13 protein-coding genes and 1 tRNA gene are annotated in these 14972 nt (G+C 39.9%); all 14 read left to right on the top strand.

Features of this window, described 5'->3' with window-relative positions:
- Positions 1-347 precede the first annotated feature (347 nt).
- Positions 348-2786, top strand: a complete 2439-nt coding sequence (locus BN6559_RS05580) for a heavy metal translocating P-type ATPase (RefSeq protein WP_199883771.1) — start codon at positions 348-350, stop codon at positions 2784-2786.
- A gap of 254 nt (positions 2787-3040) precedes the next feature.
- Entirely contained in the window at positions 3041-3316 is a 276-nt protein-coding gene (locus tag BN6559_RS05575) for a hypothetical protein (protein ID WP_110953800.1), read from the top strand.
- Between the two features lie 111 nt (positions 3317-3427).
- On the top strand, positions 3428-3934 hold the full coding sequence (locus BN6559_RS05570) for a DUF6803 family protein (RefSeq protein ID WP_110953799.1): 507 nt from the start codon (positions 3428-3430) through the stop codon (positions 3932-3934).
- Positions 3935-4090: 156 nt separating this feature from the next.
- Positions 4091-4786, top strand: coding sequence for a response regulator transcription factor (locus tag BN6559_RS05565; RefSeq protein WP_110953798.1), 696 nt, complete (start codon positions 4091-4093; stop codon positions 4784-4786).
- Positions 4779-5924, top strand: coding sequence for a sensor histidine kinase (locus tag BN6559_RS05560; RefSeq protein ID WP_110953797.1), 1146 nt, complete (start codon positions 4779-4781; stop codon positions 5922-5924). The genes BN6559_RS05565 and BN6559_RS05560 overlap by 8 nt, the downstream gene beginning before the upstream one ends.
- Before the next feature lie 215 nt (positions 5925-6139).
- Positions 6140-6298, top strand: a complete 159-nt coding sequence (locus BN6559_RS19205) for a hypothetical protein (RefSeq protein WP_199883770.1) — start codon at positions 6140-6142, stop codon at positions 6296-6298.
- Entirely contained in the window at positions 6285-6554 is a 270-nt protein-coding gene (locus tag BN6559_RS05555) for a DUF2933 domain-containing protein (RefSeq protein WP_199883769.1), read from the top strand. Before BN6559_RS19205 ends, BN6559_RS05555 begins: the two co-directional genes overlap by 14 nt.
- 129 nt (positions 6555-6683) lie before the next feature.
- A complete protein-coding gene (locus tag BN6559_RS19200; protein WP_199883768.1) occupies positions 6684-6860 on the top strand; it encodes a hypothetical protein in 177 nt (58 codons plus the stop codon).
- Between the two features lie 191 nt (positions 6861-7051).
- A complete protein-coding gene (locus BN6559_RS05550; protein ID WP_110953795.1) occupies positions 7052-8356 on the top strand; it encodes a TolC family protein in 1305 nt (434 codons plus the stop codon).
- A 30-nt stretch (positions 8357-8386) separates the two neighbouring features.
- Complete coding sequence (locus BN6559_RS05545; protein WP_110953794.1) at positions 8387-9649, top strand: efflux RND transporter periplasmic adaptor subunit; 1263 nt, start codon at positions 8387-8389, stop codon at positions 9647-9649.
- A gap of 11 nt (positions 9650-9660) precedes the next feature.
- Entirely contained in the window at positions 9661-12855 is a 3195-nt protein-coding gene (locus BN6559_RS05540) for an efflux RND transporter permease subunit (RefSeq protein ID WP_110953793.1), read from the top strand.
- Positions 12856-12986: 131 nt separating this feature from the next.
- On the top strand, positions 12987-13547 hold the full coding sequence (locus tag BN6559_RS05535; RefSeq protein WP_110953792.1) for a C40 family peptidase: 561 nt from the start codon (positions 12987-12989) through the stop codon (positions 13545-13547).
- Between the two features lie 178 nt (positions 13548-13725).
- Positions 13726-14292: a biotin transporter BioY gene (locus BN6559_RS05530; protein ID WP_110953791.1), complete on the top strand. Its 567-nt coding sequence runs from the start codon at positions 13726-13728 to the stop codon at positions 14290-14292.
- 374 nt (positions 14293-14666) lie between these two features.
- Positions 14667-14741: transfer RNA gene (locus BN6559_RS05525), tRNA-Gly, on the top strand.
- The last annotated feature ends 231 nt before the right edge of the window (positions 14742-14972 follow it).

Genomic DNA, 14972 nt, shown 5'->3' with positions numbered 1-14972 from the left:
GCTCCAACATTATTTTTATGAAATAAAAGACTTGACAAAACTATTTGTGGTCTATTACTATATACATATGAACATATAATCATATGTTAAGGGATGAAGTTTAGCCCAAATATATATTGTAATTTTGACCGTATTCAAGATGAATTTCAATCCTGTAATAGGTCAAACGTGTGAGGCGAGGAGAATATGTAAATGCTGAACAGGTATTGTTGTACGGCAATAGGGGTGGCAATATCCATTATATGGTCATTGCAATTTGCTTTGAAGCAAATCTGAAGGTTGGTTGAATATTATATAGGTAGTTTAACAAAATAATAGATACTGGTTTAGACAAGGAGATGAGTGGAATGACAACGAAACATGAGGCATGCCATTGCGGCTGCTGCCATAATTCTCATGAAACTATTGATAATGAGAAAGAGGTCATAGCCCCAGAAGGGGATAACTTTATCAATGCTACGTTTGCTATAGAAGGTCTTGATTGTGCTGATTGTGCGGCCAAATTGGAGAAGGGACTAAAAAAACTTGCTGGCGTAAACGAAGCACAGGTGAATTTTGCAACGGCGAAGTTGAAAATTGTGTATGATAAAACGATTTTGGGCGTAGAGCAGATTACAAAAACGGTCAGCGGTTTTGGCTATAGTGCGGTGATGCCGCAAACAGGTAGAGAAATAGCAACAAACCAGGATATCTCTGTATTTAGAATTGAAGGCATGGATTGTGGTGATTGTGCAGCAAAATTAGAGAAAAAAATAGCAGCTTTATCAGGTGTACGGACTGCTACGGTAAACTTTGGTGCAGGAAAATTAACAGTTGAGCATACTTTAACCAATGCTGACATTATCAAAGCTGTAGAGCAAGCTGGTTATCAGGCAGTTGAAGATGGTCAGAGTGCTATAGCAGGTGTGCAGACATCTAGCGTTTGGTGGCGTAAACCAAGAACTTTGGCGACAATTGCATCCGGGATATTTTTATCGATCGCGATGGTGTTAGAATGGCTTGGAATCAATGAAACTATCTGTATTGTCTTATATTTAACAGCCATGGTTTCCGGTGGGTATCATGTGGCAAGAAGTGGTTTGTTTGGTTTAAAAAGTTTGACAATGGATATGAATTTTCTTATGACGATTGCAGCGATTGGTGCGGTGGCGATCGGAGAATGGAGTGAAGGGGCGACTGTTGTATTTCTGTTTTCATTAGGAAATGCTTTGCAAGCTTACACTTTAGATAAAACGCGTTCATCAATCCGTGCGCTAATGGAACTGGCGCCTAGAGAAGCATTTGTAAGGCGAAATGGTGAAGTAGTGAGATTAGCGGTAGAAGAAATTTCTGTAGGTGATGTCATCATTGTGAAACCGGGTGAACGAATTGCGATGGATGGCAATGTGCTGAGTGGTATTTCTACGGTAAATCAAGCTCCAATCACAGGGGAATCCATGCCGGTGGAAAAGCAAACTGGCGATGTAGTATATGCGGGAACAGTCAATGAACAGGGGGCGTTGGAAATTACCGTAACAAAATTAGCGGCGGATTCTACGCTGGCAAAAATTATGCATATGGTTGAAGAAGCCCAAGCGGAAAAAGCGCCTATGCAGCAGTTTGTAGATGTATTTGCTAAATATTATACCCCGGCTGTTATTCTTATATCGCTAGGCTTGATGTTTATTCCTTCCATGGTATTCAATCAGCCGTTTGATGTTTGGTTTTATAGGGCACTTGTATTATTGGTTATTTCTTGCCCTTGTGCTTTAGTGATTTCAACGCCCGTTTCTATTGTGTCTGCGATTGGAAATGCTTCACGTCATGGTGTACTGATTAAAGGCGGAGCGCATTTGGAGAACATGGGGCGCATTCAATCTGTAGCCTTTGATAAAACAGGCACACTGACGATTGGCAAACCTCGGGTAACTGATGTAGTCACGTTCTCTAGTCTGTCTAAGGAGGAAGTATTAACTTTGGCAGCTGCAGTGGAAAAATGGTCAGAGCATCCATTGGCAAAAGCTATAGTTGATGAAGTAGGTGCTAAAGCTTGGCAAGCATCTACACAATTTAAAGCACTTGTCGGTAAAGGTGCGCAAGGTGATGTAGATGGAAAAACCATTTATGTTGGAAATCATCGTTTATTTGAAGAACTTGGACTCTCTATTTCTGCTTATGAAGCGCAATTATTGCAATTGGAACAGCAAGGTAAGACAGTGATGTTGATCGGTACAAAAGAGCAAATCATGGGGATGATTGCTGTTTCCGATACGTTACGGAGCAATAGCGCAGAGGCTTTAGCTGCCTTACGTTCTGCGGGTGTGCATAAATTGGCAATGCTAACCGGGGACAATAAAAAAGTCGCTGCAACGATTGCGGAAAAACTTCATATCGATGATTTTTATAGTGAATTGCTGCCAGAGGATAAGGTAACTGCTGTGAAAAAAATGGCAGAACAATATGGCAGTGTAGCTATGATTGGCGATGGCGTCAACGATGCCCCGGCTTTGGCTACGGCTTCTGTTGGTATCGCTATGGGGGTAGCAGGGTCGGATACGGCGTTGGAGACAGCGGATATTGCACTTATGTCTGATGACTTGAGTAAATTAGCGTATGTCATGAACCTTAGTCGAAAAACGATTGATATTATTAAGCAAAATGTAAGTTTTTCGTTAGCGATTAAACTGTTATTTGTAATTGGTACTTTCTTTGGTTTTGTAAACTTATGGCTGGCTGTGCTGGCAGATACAGGCGCTTCAATTTTAGTAACACTCAATGGGATGCGTTTGGCAAGAGAAATAAAATAAGGATAAAATGATCGATCCTATGGATGAGCACATTTTCTGCAGTTTAGAACTGTTTGAGGATGTGCTCATTTTACGTTTTAGATAAAAGCGGATTTAATTAGAAAAAACTGGGCGGCAAAGCGGTATTTGCCTGCCAAAAAAGCAGAGTTTCTTCACAAGTTCTTCACAGGTTCTTCACATTTTATTGGTAAGATAAAAACAAGTTAAGTGATGAAAATAAAATCTTAGCTGAAATAAAAGGAGCGTGAGCGTTTATGAAAAATAAATTTACAGCATGGATCGTTGGCGGCTTGATCACAGCGTCTGTATTAGGAATATCGTATGGAGTTAGTAGTGCAGCGGAAGCTGAAACTACACCAGCAAAACAGACACAGATGACGCAGCAGGAGCAAACGAACTGTGGGGAAATGATGGCGAGTCCGGAAATGCAAAACAATATGAGAACAATGATGAAAGACATGATGGCAAATGATCCGGAAATGAAGCGAATCATGATTGATATGATGCAATCTGAAAAGAATGCACGTTAGGGAAAATGAGAATCACAAAAATTTTTAGTTAGTTTAGGATCGAAGCATTGTGCAGCCTCAATACAAGTTGAAAAATTTGTATTGAGGCTGATATAGGAGGAGATTTAGAATATGGTTATGACACATTATATGGAATTATTGGCGACCAATCAGCCATGGAATCTTATTATGTATATGGTAATTCCGGTAGCATTAGCAGAAGCTCTTACGATCACCGAGCTTTTTACAATATTTTCGCGTAACTCTAATCCAGGAGCATGGAAAACTTGGAATAGATTCTTGGGTATTGTTTTAGGTTTCTATTTTTTAGGCATTTTTATCAATCTTACGACTACGGTTGTTCCTAATATTGTATGGCGTGGACCGGCGGATATACTTGCAGTAGGTGCGTATCTCAGTGGTGTAATTCCATTGTTCACGATTGCCTTAATCGACCTTGGCCTGATTTTCAAAAATAAATCAGAAAGTGAAAAAATGAAACTTCATTTCATTATTTTAGCTGTATTTCTTGTTGTGACGCACATCGCTATGGTTTTTGGTATGGTCGACCCAACGATTATGGGATGGAATCCAACTGAAACCGGACAACAAATGCAACATATGCAGCATAAGATGTAATTTTCGTAAAATTTTATTTAAAGCGACACTTTCAAAAGAAAGGGTCGCTTTATTGCTTAGTATAAGCAATAAAAATTTGAAAATCTTATTGGTAGAAGGATAAAATTGCTGAAGCAAGAACTATAAAATAGCACGATCTGTGAAAGGATGATATTGATGGCACAATATTCGGTATTAATTGTTGATGATGATATAAAATTAGTGCAGCTGCTGAAAACCTATTTTGAAAAAGATGGATTTATTACCTATACAGCCAACGATGGTTTAGCTGCAATGCAGGAAGTCAAGCAAAGAAAACCAGATATTATGATTCTTGATTTAATGCTGCCAGGACTTGATGGCTGGGAAGTATGTCGGCGAATTCGACGTGATAATGATATTCCGATTATTATGCTGACAGCGAGAGATGAAGAAAGTGATCGATTGATTGGCCTTGAAATCGGTGCGGATGATTATGTCAGCAAACCTTTCAGCCCCAAGGAAGTCGTTGCGAGAGCAAAAGTAATTTTGCGCCGAACTTATAAAAATTTGACCCAAGTCAGCATGATAAAATCTGGCGATCTTACGATAGATTTAGAACGTTATCAAGTAACACGCAAAGAGCAGATCCTGGAATTAACTCCTACAGAATTTAAACTTTTGGAACTACTGGCAGGTAATGCAGGAAAGGTATTTAGCCGTTTGCAAATCGTCGAACAAACGCAAGGGTATACTTTTGAAGGATATGAAAGAACGATTGACGCGCATATAAAAAACTTACGTCGTAAATTGGAGTTAAATCCAAAAGAACCGCAATATATCATCACGGTATATGGGATCGGTTATAAATTTGTTGGTGATAAAAATGAATAGTATTGTTTATCGTATTACTGGGTTAATGTTTTTATCTATTGCGATTACTGTTTTTTTGCTGATTTATTTAGCAAATGAACAAATGTCTGGTTTGTTTCAGGAATATTTAGTTGTACAACATATGGGAATGAACCACGGAATTATGGGGCAAGCTGCAAATTCATCGGAAATGACAGTTGTCATGGGGCCTTTAGAGGAAACGTTTCTCGCTTCTGTGCATCAATCTTTAATTTGGGTAGGCATTGGCATTATGGCAATCGGCTTAGCAGCCAGTTATGCTCTTGCACGCAGTATTACAATTCCACTTCGTAAATTAGGTCATGCCGCAGAAGAACTTGAAAAAGGCAACTTGGGGCAAACTGTCATAACGGAAACCAATGATGAAGTAGGCAATTTAGTCGTTATATTTAATCGGATGTCACAAACTTTAGAGACAAATACGAAACTTAGACGGCAGCTCTTGGCAAATATTGCCCACGAACTCAGAACCCCATTGGCTGTCATCCAGGGAAACTTAGAAGGAATGATGGATGGTGTCATTGAAACCAGTAAAGAACAATTAAGTTCGCTTCATGAAGAGGCGGTACGTTTAAATCGTTTAATCAAAGATTTGCGAGATTTATCTTTGGCGGAGGTTCGACAGTTGGCTTTGGAGAAAGTTCCAACAGATATGAATCAGTTGATCGCACGGACGATTATAATGCTTAAACCTCTCTCAGATGAGAAGCAGATTCCCATAGAATGTGATCTAATGGACGATTTGCCAGAGATATCAGTCGATGCAGATCGGATGAATCAGGTTTTTTATAATATTTTAGTCAATGCAATTCGTTATTCTCCGATTCAAGGGCGCATTTTAGTATCTACGGCAGTTTTAATGGAGAACGGCCAATCGTGGCTAAAAATCTCTATTCAAGATAACGGGCAAGGAATTTCTCACGAAGATTTGCCGTATGTTTTTGATCATTTCTATCGAGGGGATAAATCCCGTGATCGCAAAAGCGGTGGATCGGGAATTGGATTGGCGATTGTCAAACAATTAGTGGAAAATCACGGAGGAAAAGTCACGGTTGACAGCAACGTTGACGCCGGAAGTATTTTTCAAGTGCTATTACCCATTGAAAAGACGGTAAAGTAATAGCGTTAATTTAAATGAAAGCAGCGAATAAAATGAGCAGGAATTGTAAAATGACTGCAGTTTATTCGCTGTTTTTTTATGAGTAGAATGAAGCGGTGGTCTATGATAAAAAACGCATGAGTTCTTCAACGGATTTTCATCATATCTTCACAACAGCTTGGTATGATAAATACAAATAAAGTTTCCTGTTACAGAGGAGCCTAGTAGCATAAAAGATGATAAGACGACAGCGGCATCAGGATAAAATACAGAATTCTATGCGGGGGTGTCATTTCTTTGAAAATTTTACAATTGACGCTGGAATGACGAATTTTGCGGCGCACTGTATGATGTCCAATCGTAATGAAGGAGGAAAAAAGAATGGAATGTTGTAAGAAAACGCCACAACATAATCAGAAGGAAAATCATGCGACACAGCAGCAAGAGAACGGCAGGGGATTGAAACACTTGCTCATGATGCTCGCTTGCTGTTTAGCGCCAATTGGTATACTGTTGCTTTTCAATATAAGTGGTTATACCGGGGCCGCCAATTATTTAGTATTTTTACTCTGTCCGTTATTGCATATATTGATGATGAAAGGGATGCTACATAAGAAGAAAGAGTCGACAAGCGAATATGAAACCAAATAACATCAGTCAAAGTTTTACTAATTATACGTGGTGAAGAGGTATAAAGAAGCGAACCTAAATGAAGTAAAAAAAGTAAAACGGGCTGTTCAGATATATAAGTAGAAAATAGACGATGGAAGGATGAATCGCATGAGGAAAAAAATAACACGTATTGTTTTTGCTATGATCATGGGAAGTATAATAGCAGGCTCTGCCGCTACACCTCTAATGACGACAGCATTTGCTGCTGAAGGACAACAGGAACAATCAACTGATCAGGCGCAAAGCAGTACAAATGACCACGCAGCACATCATCAAATACAATAGCAGATACAATAAATAAGGCTCTTCCAATCGGAAGAGCCTTATTTATTGTATGAAGATAGAAAACTAGATAAAATTCATAACTTATTCGAAATATCTTCATCGTTTCTTCAAATTAGGTCTGTATAGTAGTAAATATATATAATACAGAGATCTGTAACAAGGGAGTTTGTTCACTAAAAAGGAGAGAAGAAATGTTAAAGACGACAAAATATTTAACATCAAAAGCGCTCGTATTGACAGGCGTTTTGGCCGTCTGGATGGCAATGCCTTCTGCTATGGCGGCCGAAAACCAAGAGACAATGACACTGCAAGAGACTATCGATACCGCATTAGAAAACAATCCATCCGTGATAGAGAGTCAGAAACGTTGGGAGGAAAAACAAGCGCGTATTACATTGGCGACAGCTTTAGAAAATCCTCAACTTGGAATTATGAAAGACGATATTCCTAAAGATAGCCTAAATCCATTTGATGGTATGATGACTGAATATAGTCTAACGCAGGATATTATGAACCCCGCTAAACGTAAGGCTATGGGGAAAATGGCCGGTAGCGATGCAGAGATGGCCAAAGCAAATTATCAAGACAAACGAATGGAAATCTATACATCGACGAAAGCAGCTTATTATGACTTGCTCTATGCGAGTAAAGCACTAGAAATCGGGAAGGAGAGCCAACAACTTATGGGACAGCTTGCCCAGATTGCCCAAGTCAATTACGCTACAGGGATGGTGTCTATGCAAGATACGCTAAAGGCACAAACCGAATTTTCCAAAATGACCACGGATTTATTAAATATGACTTCGATGGAAGCAGTCGCCAAAGCGAGTTTAAATACTTTAATGGGGCGGTCGGCGGATACAATCTTGACGGTACAAGAACAATTCACTGCACCAGATCCTAACTTTAACTTTGCTGATTTACAAAAAGAGGCGCAAGAATCGAAGCCTTCGGTAATGAGTATGGAAAGCCAAGTCAAAATGGCGAAAAACGGTATAGAATTAGCCGAAAAACAGCAATTACCGGATTATCAGTTTAATCTTTCCTACAAACAAAGAAAATCAGACGGAATGGGGGCGCAGCCCGATACGTGGCAAGTTGGTGTCATGATTATGCTGCCAATCTGGCAAGATAAAAATGCCGGAGAGGTTAAAGCGGCCACTGCCAATTTTGATGCCGCTCAAGCTTCTTTAAATAATATGAGAAATATGAGTGAATTAGATCTGCAAATGGCGTTGACCGAAGCACAATCTGCATGGCGTCGTATCAAGTTATATAAAGATACAGTGATTCCTCAAGCGGAACAAAGTTATCAGGCGGGTGTCGTCGGGTATACCAATGGAAAGGTTGATTTTATGGCAATTTTAGATAGCCTGAATGCCTTGCAAAATGCGAAGGCGGATTATTATAAAGCACATGTAGATTATGAAAAAGCTGTAGCAAATATAGAAAAATCAGTAGGAAAGCCACTGTTTGACGGCGGGGTAAAGCCATGATAAATGATCTGAATGGAGGAAACATGTAGCATGATAAAAGAACTTTCAAGAAAAAAGAAGCTGATTATCGGTGTCACTGCTGGTGTATTAGTTGCTGGTTCAGCAGGATATTACGCTTATAGACAGCAACAGCCTGCGGCGATGATGGACCACTCCGGACATCAAATGAGCGGTAGTTCTGTGATGGCGATGGGCGATACCGTAACACTAGATGCAAAAGCCAGACAGTTAGCAGGGGTGCAGACGGTACAAGTTGCAATGAAACCTCTGATTAAAAACATAAAAACTACCGGTAAGATTGCGATGAACGAGACTGGAAGAACTTATATTACCTCCAGAGTCGAAGGTAGAATTGATCAATTATATGTGGCTGCTGAGGGAGATGTGATTGCAGCAGGACAGGCGATTGCCTCAGTATATAGTCCCACTTATATAGCAGCGCAAGAAGAATATCTGTTAGCGATGCGTAGTGTAGAAAAACTCAAAAATGCCGGTAAAGATGTAGTGCAAATCAACAATCAATTGTTGGAGTCGGCACGGCGGAAACTGCAATTGTTAGGTGTATCCGAAGATCAGATTTATCAGTTAGAACAGACTGGACAGGCAAATGATAATATGACCGTTTACGCACAGTTCGGCGGCACTGTTTTAGAAAAACTTTTATTGCCGGGCGCCTATATTATGCCAGGTGAAAAACTATATAGTTTATCTGATTTATCTACAGTTTGGATGTATGTGGACATCTACGAAAAAGATTTAGCCGATATTCAGATCGGACAACCGGTTGTAGTAACGAACGGAGCGTATCCGGGCGAAACTTTTAATGGACAAGTGAGCTTTATCAACCCTATCCTTGATGATGCCACAAGAACAGTCAAAGTGAGAGTCAATATGATAAATGACAGTGGAAAGTTAAAGCCAAATATGTTTGTAAATGCTGACATACAAATACCATTGGGAGAAAGTATCGCCATCCCGGAATCTAGTATCCTTGATACTGGTGATCGCACAATTGTTTTTGTTGCCCAAAGTGAGGATACTTTTGTGAAGCGCGATGTAGTTGTCGGCAAAGAGGCAGAGGGGGATGTTCAAATCTTGTCCGGACTGCAACCGGGTGAAACGGTGGTGACTGCTGCGACTTTCCTTATTGACTCACAAACTAAACTTGGCAATTTTGGCAGTCATGCTGGACACGGCGGACATGATGGTGGAGAAAACGCGAAGCAGGCAGAACCTATGTCAACACCTTCTACTGCTGTTGGAAATGAACACAGTAATCATGGTGGACAGTAAGGAGGAACAGTATGTTAAATAGATTAATCGAGTTTTCTGTGAAAAATCGTATGATTATTTTGGTAGCTACTGTACTGGTGATTGCTTGGGGCGCCTTTACAGTACGAGACACCTCTATTGATGCGTATCCTGATTTAAGTGAAAATCAGGTGCTTGTTTCAGCCGACTGGATGGGCCGCGGACCACAAGAAATTCAAGATCAGGTTACCTATCCGCTGGAAACTGCTTTGAGAGGTTTAGCGAAGGTTAAAGAAGTACGTTCATCTTCGTCTTTCGGAATGTCGCTTATTACGGTAATTTTTGAAGATGGCGTTGATCCTTATTTTGCGCGCCAAATTGTGAATGAAAAGGTGCAGCAGGCGATTCCAAGGCTGCCTCGTGGCGTACAACCTTCCTTAGGACCGGTCAGCACACCGATGGGACAGGTTTTTATGTACACCTTGGAAAGTGACCGTCATAATCTGGCAGAACTGCGCACCATTGAAGATTTCACCATAAAACCGCAGTTAAGTGCCGTAGATGGAGTAGCTGAAGTTGCCAGTATCGGCGGCTATGTGATGCAATACCAAATCAATCTGGATCCGCACTTATTACAAAACTACCGTGTCACTTTTAATCAGGTATTTGGAGCACTTAGCAGTAACAATGCCAACGTTGGTGCCAAAGTTGTTGAGCAAAACGGTCAAGAATTTATTATTCGTGGCTTGGGTCTTATTCAATCCATTGATGATATTAAAAATATTGTTGTTACCCAAAATAATAATGTACCCATTTATATCAAAGATTTAGCGAGTGTAAGCACTGGTCCAGATTTTCGTCGGGGTGTATTGACTAAATCCGGCTATGAAGCAGCGGGCGGAATTGTGATTCAGCGTATGGGAGAAAATACGTTGGATGTAATTGATCAAGTCAAAATTAAAACAGCTGAAATTCAAAAAACATTGCCGGAAGGTATGCGCATTGTACCATTTTATGATCAAACTGAGTTAGTAAAAAAGGCAGTGAATACTTTAACACGGGCATTAATTGAAGAATTTATTTTAGTATCTGTTATCGTTGTTATCTTCTTGGGGAACGTTCGCTCTAGTATTGTCGTAACAAGTGCAATTCCGATCGGCATCTTAATTGCATTAATCGCCATGAAACAAATCCATTTATCAGCCAATTTAATGTCACTTGGTGGAATTGCGATTGGAATTGGAGTTATGACAGATGCGGCCATTGTTATGGTAGAGAATATTTTTAGACATTTAGCGGAAGATCATGGACGACGAAATATTATTGATGTGACACTCGAAGCAGCCAAAGAAGTGGCCGCACCAATATTCTTCTCTATTACCATCATTATTGTTACTTTTTTACCGGTGTTTACGATGACTGGTACAGAAGGAAAATTATATACGCCAATGGCCTGGGCAAAATCTTTTGCTATGGCGGGCTCTTTACTCTTAGCGTTTACGCTTGTACCTGTACTATGCACCTTGTTACTAAAGGGAAAAGTTCAAGAAAAAGATACGTGGATCGTTGCTAAGATGCATCAATGGTATGTGCCGATCTTAAGAACGGTTATGAAGCATTATAAAAGTACGATTATAGTCGCGGTCTTTATTATGCTTGCAGGCTTTTCCTTATTGACACGCATTGGAACTACCTTTATGCCTGAATTAGACGAAGGTACATTTCTAGTTATGCCGACTATGCTGCCGAGTGTTTCTTTAACAGAGGCTCTGGAATCAGCTAAAACTATGGACAAAGTCATTATGGAGATTCCGGAAGTGGATATGTCGGTAGGTAAAGTGGGACGAGCCGAATCTGCGATGGATCCGGCACCGATTAGTATGATTGAAACTATTGTCACGTTAAAACCGAAAGAGCAATGGAGAGCGGGAATGACGAAAGAAATGATCGAACAGGAAATGAAAACAAAACTTGGGAGTATTCCTGGCTTGAATTTAGCATTTACGCAACCTATTTCCGGACGATTGTCTATGCTCACTACCGGGGTTCGAACGGAGCTTGGGATCAAACTTTATGGTGAAGATCTTAAGATTTTGCAGCAAAAAGCCTTTGAAATTGAGAAGGCGTTAAGCACCGTACCAGGCGTCAGCGATTTGCTGGCTGAGCGAGTATTTGGTGCATCCTATCTTGAAATTCAAATGAATCGAGATAAAATAGCTCGCTATGGACTGAATGTTGCTGATGTAGAAGATGCCATTGAGCTGGCTATCGGAGGTAAATCTGCTACAACTACGATCGAAGATCGCAAACGGTTTGATGTCTTAGTGCGTTATAACCGTGAAAATCGAGAATCTATTAATGCTATGCAAAACATCCTTATTCCAGTAACCGGTGGACTTTCTTCATCACAAAGCACTGGCGGGATGGGGGCTGGTATGGGCGCTGCGCCAGCAGCTTCAGCAGCAAAACCAGCAAGTGGTGCATATGTACCATTAGGTGAAGTCGCACAATTTCAAATCGTAGATGGTCCTTCAATGATTAGTAGTGAAAATGGTGTTTATCGAATGAGTGTGCAAATGAACACCAAAGGACGCGACGTCGTTAGTTTTGTTGACGAAGCCAATAAGGTAATAAAAGAGAAGGTCGAATTGCCGCCTGGATATTCTATAAAATGGACAGGACAGTATGAGAATCAGCAACGAGCGAAAGACCGATTAGCAATTGTGGTACCGGCAGTCGTTGTATTAACCTTCTTCTTATTGTATATGACATTTAAATCAGCCAGTGATTCTATCGTCATTTTATTGAATATCCCATTCTCTTTAGTTGGGGGAATTGTTGCTATGTATGTTACGGGCACTTATTTGACAGTCGCCGCAGCGGTGGGCTTTATTGCTCTCTTTGGAATTGCAGTGCAAAACGGTGTAATCATGGTAACGTATATTAAACATTTACGAGATCATAAATCGTTGGAAGAAGCAATCATTGAAGGCGCACATACGCGGTTGCGTCCTGTAATCATCACGGCATTGGTTGCTAGTCTAGGCTTGTTCCCGTTAATCTTCGCAAGTGGGACTGGCGCCGAAGTACAGCGTCCTATGGCTACAGTTGTGGTGGGCGGATTGGTTACATCAACGATTTTGACACTTATCGTATTACCATGTATTTATTTAGTTTGGAATAAATGGCGTGATCGTAAAGAAGAAGTAAACACAGCAGTGCAATCGATTAAACATCATGGATCATAAAATCAGTAGCAATATAAAATGAAAAAATAAATTTATAGTGGGAGTTGTAATTTTGAAATGCACAATACAATTTGTAAAGACTACGGAAAAAAATATACCGCATATGATGGATAGTAAAGAAGGAGCAATTGATGAAGCCTTGGATTTTGATTACGATACTAACAGGAACACTCATTCATGGAACATCATTCGTTGAAGCCTCTGCTTCAACCTCTGGGTATAGCCAGCTTCTGCAATCTATGGATTCTATCCAGGCAAGTGCTGTTATGCCCATTGTCGATGAAGCACAAATCAACGCCCGACTGGTTTCTTTACCAGATAGTCGGGCAGCACAAATTTTAGCTTTTGCAAATGAACTGATTGGTCAACCGGTTGTCTGGGGCGGCGCTTCACCTAATAGTGGGTTTGATTGTTCCGGTTTGGTGCAGTATGTTTATCAAAAAGCAGGCATTCCATTGCCGCGCACTGCCGATTTGCAGTTCTTAGAAGGAAGAACAATTTCAACAGCAGCGCTTCAGCCGGGGGATCTGGTGTATTTTACAACCTATGAACCCGGTGCATCGCATGTAGGAATTTACATTGGCAATAGTCAATTTATCCATACATCTTTTTCTAAGGGCGTAGTGGCGATTGGTGATATGAATGACAATTATTTCGTACAGCGATTCTACGGTGCCAAAAGAGTACTGTAATATAGCCGATGAGGCAACCGCAAAAAAAATAGTGTTTGATAAAAAGTACAGCTCTGATAAAGATAGCTGTACTTTTTATAAATCTATAGTTAACCGGTTGTTTATATGAAGTTGACAAACCTGTACTTAAGGTTTAGAATTTTTCTAGAAGTCATTGAATATGGAGGTATCAGTTACAATGAAATTAACAGTAAAAGAAATGACATTGATTTCTTTATTTGCTGCACTAACTGCAATTGGTGCATTTATAAAAATTCCAACACCTATTGTGCCGTTCACTTTACAATTTTTATTTTGCACTTATGCGGGTTTATTACTTGGTGCAAAACATGGCTTATATTCACAGTTCTTATATCTATTTATTGGATTGATTGGTATTCCGATTTTTGCAAATGGTGGCGGACCTGCATATGTACTACAGCCCACGTTTGGATATTTAATTGGATTTGCAGGTTGCACTTATATAGTAGGAAAGTTTGTGGATCGTAGTGCGGAAATTAAATTTTGGCCGGTATTTGCAAGCATTATAGCTGGTTTAATGTTGATTTATTTATTGGGCGTTGGATATCTTTATATGATGGTCAATTTCTATTTACATAAAGAAATGACACTGATGACGTCCTTGATGGTAGGTTTTGTTCCATATATCACGTTTGATCTTTTACAAAGTATTATAATTGCTTTGACAGCAATACGAATTATACCAATCTTACGTCGAGCTGGTTATTTGAAATTAACTAAATAAATTCCAGAGAAATGCACATACTACAGCATATCGTATGTGCATTTTTTAATATATAATTTTTTTTGAATAAATTCAGAAAAAGTGTTGACATAATAAGAAGATGCATCTATAATAATAAAGGTCGCTGAACGACGACGTTATATATACAAAGAAAAATCAGATAGATATAATCATGTTAAGTTCTTATAAATAAAGAATTTAAAAATTCAAAAAAAGATGTTGACAATGATTTTGAAACCTGGTAACATATATAAATGTCGCAGGGTTGCTAAGGCAACACAGCGCAACATAAAGTGTTCTCTGAAAACTAAACAATGTAGATGTAATAAATGCCAGATGTGCGGTGCTATTCATAGCACAAACATGAATGGAACGCGGAAATAGCTCAGTGGTAGAGCATCGCCTTGCCAAGGCGGGGGTCGCGAGTTCGAATCTCGTTTTCCGCTCCAAAAACAATTTCTTAATTTAAGAAAAATAATTATTGAGCCTTTTGGGCTTTCTAATAATAAATTTATTGGAGAGTTTGATCCTGGCTCAGGACGAACGCTGGCGGCGTGCCTAACACATGCAAGTCGAACGGAGAATTAGCAATAATTCTTAGTGGCGAACGGGTGAGTAACGCGTAGACAACCTACCCTTAAGATGGGGACAACAGATCGAAAGGTCTGCTAATACCGAAT

The organism is Massilibacillus massiliensis (assembly GCF_900086705.1).
In the GTDB taxonomy this organism is placed as follows: domain Bacteria; phylum Bacillota; class Negativicutes; order FLKF01; family FLKF01; genus Massilibacillus; species Massilibacillus massiliensis.
This window is presented reverse-complemented; position numbering and strand designations above follow the sequence as displayed.

What these genes read in the sequence shown, in the direction of transcription:
- BN6559_RS05545 (WP_110953794.1), top strand. Translation starts at nt 8,387, where the DNA reads ATGATAAAAGAACTTTCAAGAAAAAAGAAGCTGATTATCGGTGTCACT.
- BN6559_RS05550 (WP_110953795.1), top strand. Translation starts at nt 7,052, where the DNA reads ATGTTAAAGACGACAAAATATTTAACATCAAAAGCGCTCGTATTGACA.
- BN6559_RS05580 (WP_199883771.1), top strand. Translation starts at nt 348, where the DNA reads ATGACAACGAAACATGAGGCATGCCATTGCGGCTGCTGCCATAATTCT.
- BN6559_RS05530 (WP_110953791.1), top strand. Translation starts at nt 13,726, where the DNA reads ATGAAATTAACAGTAAAAGAAATGACATTGATTTCTTTATTTGCTGCA.
- BN6559_RS05570 (WP_110953799.1), top strand. Translation starts at nt 3,428, where the DNA reads ATGGTTATGACACATTATATGGAATTATTGGCGACCAATCAGCCATGG.
- BN6559_RS05535 (WP_110953792.1), top strand. Translation starts at nt 12,987, where the DNA reads ATGAAGCCTTGGATTTTGATTACGATACTAACAGGAACACTCATTCAT.
- BN6559_RS19200 (WP_199883768.1), top strand. Translation starts at nt 6,684, where the DNA reads ATGAGGAAAAAAATAACACGTATTGTTTTTGCTATGATCATGGGAAGT.
- BN6559_RS19205 (WP_199883770.1), top strand. Translation starts at nt 6,140, where the DNA reads ATGATAAGACGACAGCGGCATCAGGATAAAATACAGAATTCTATGCGG.
- BN6559_RS05565 (WP_110953798.1), top strand. Translation starts at nt 4,091, where the DNA reads ATGGCACAATATTCGGTATTAATTGTTGATGATGATATAAAATTAGTG.
- BN6559_RS05540 (WP_110953793.1), top strand. Translation starts at nt 9,661, where the DNA reads ATGTTAAATAGATTAATCGAGTTTTCTGTGAAAAATCGTATGATTATT.
- BN6559_RS05575 (WP_110953800.1), top strand. Translation starts at nt 3,041, where the DNA reads ATGAAAAATAAATTTACAGCATGGATCGTTGGCGGCTTGATCACAGCG.
- BN6559_RS05560 (WP_110953797.1), top strand. Translation starts at nt 4,779, where the DNA reads ATGAATAGTATTGTTTATCGTATTACTGGGTTAATGTTTTTATCTATT.
- BN6559_RS05555 (WP_199883769.1), top strand. Translation starts at nt 6,285, where the DNA reads ATGGAATGTTGTAAGAAAACGCCACAACATAATCAGAAGGAAAATCAT.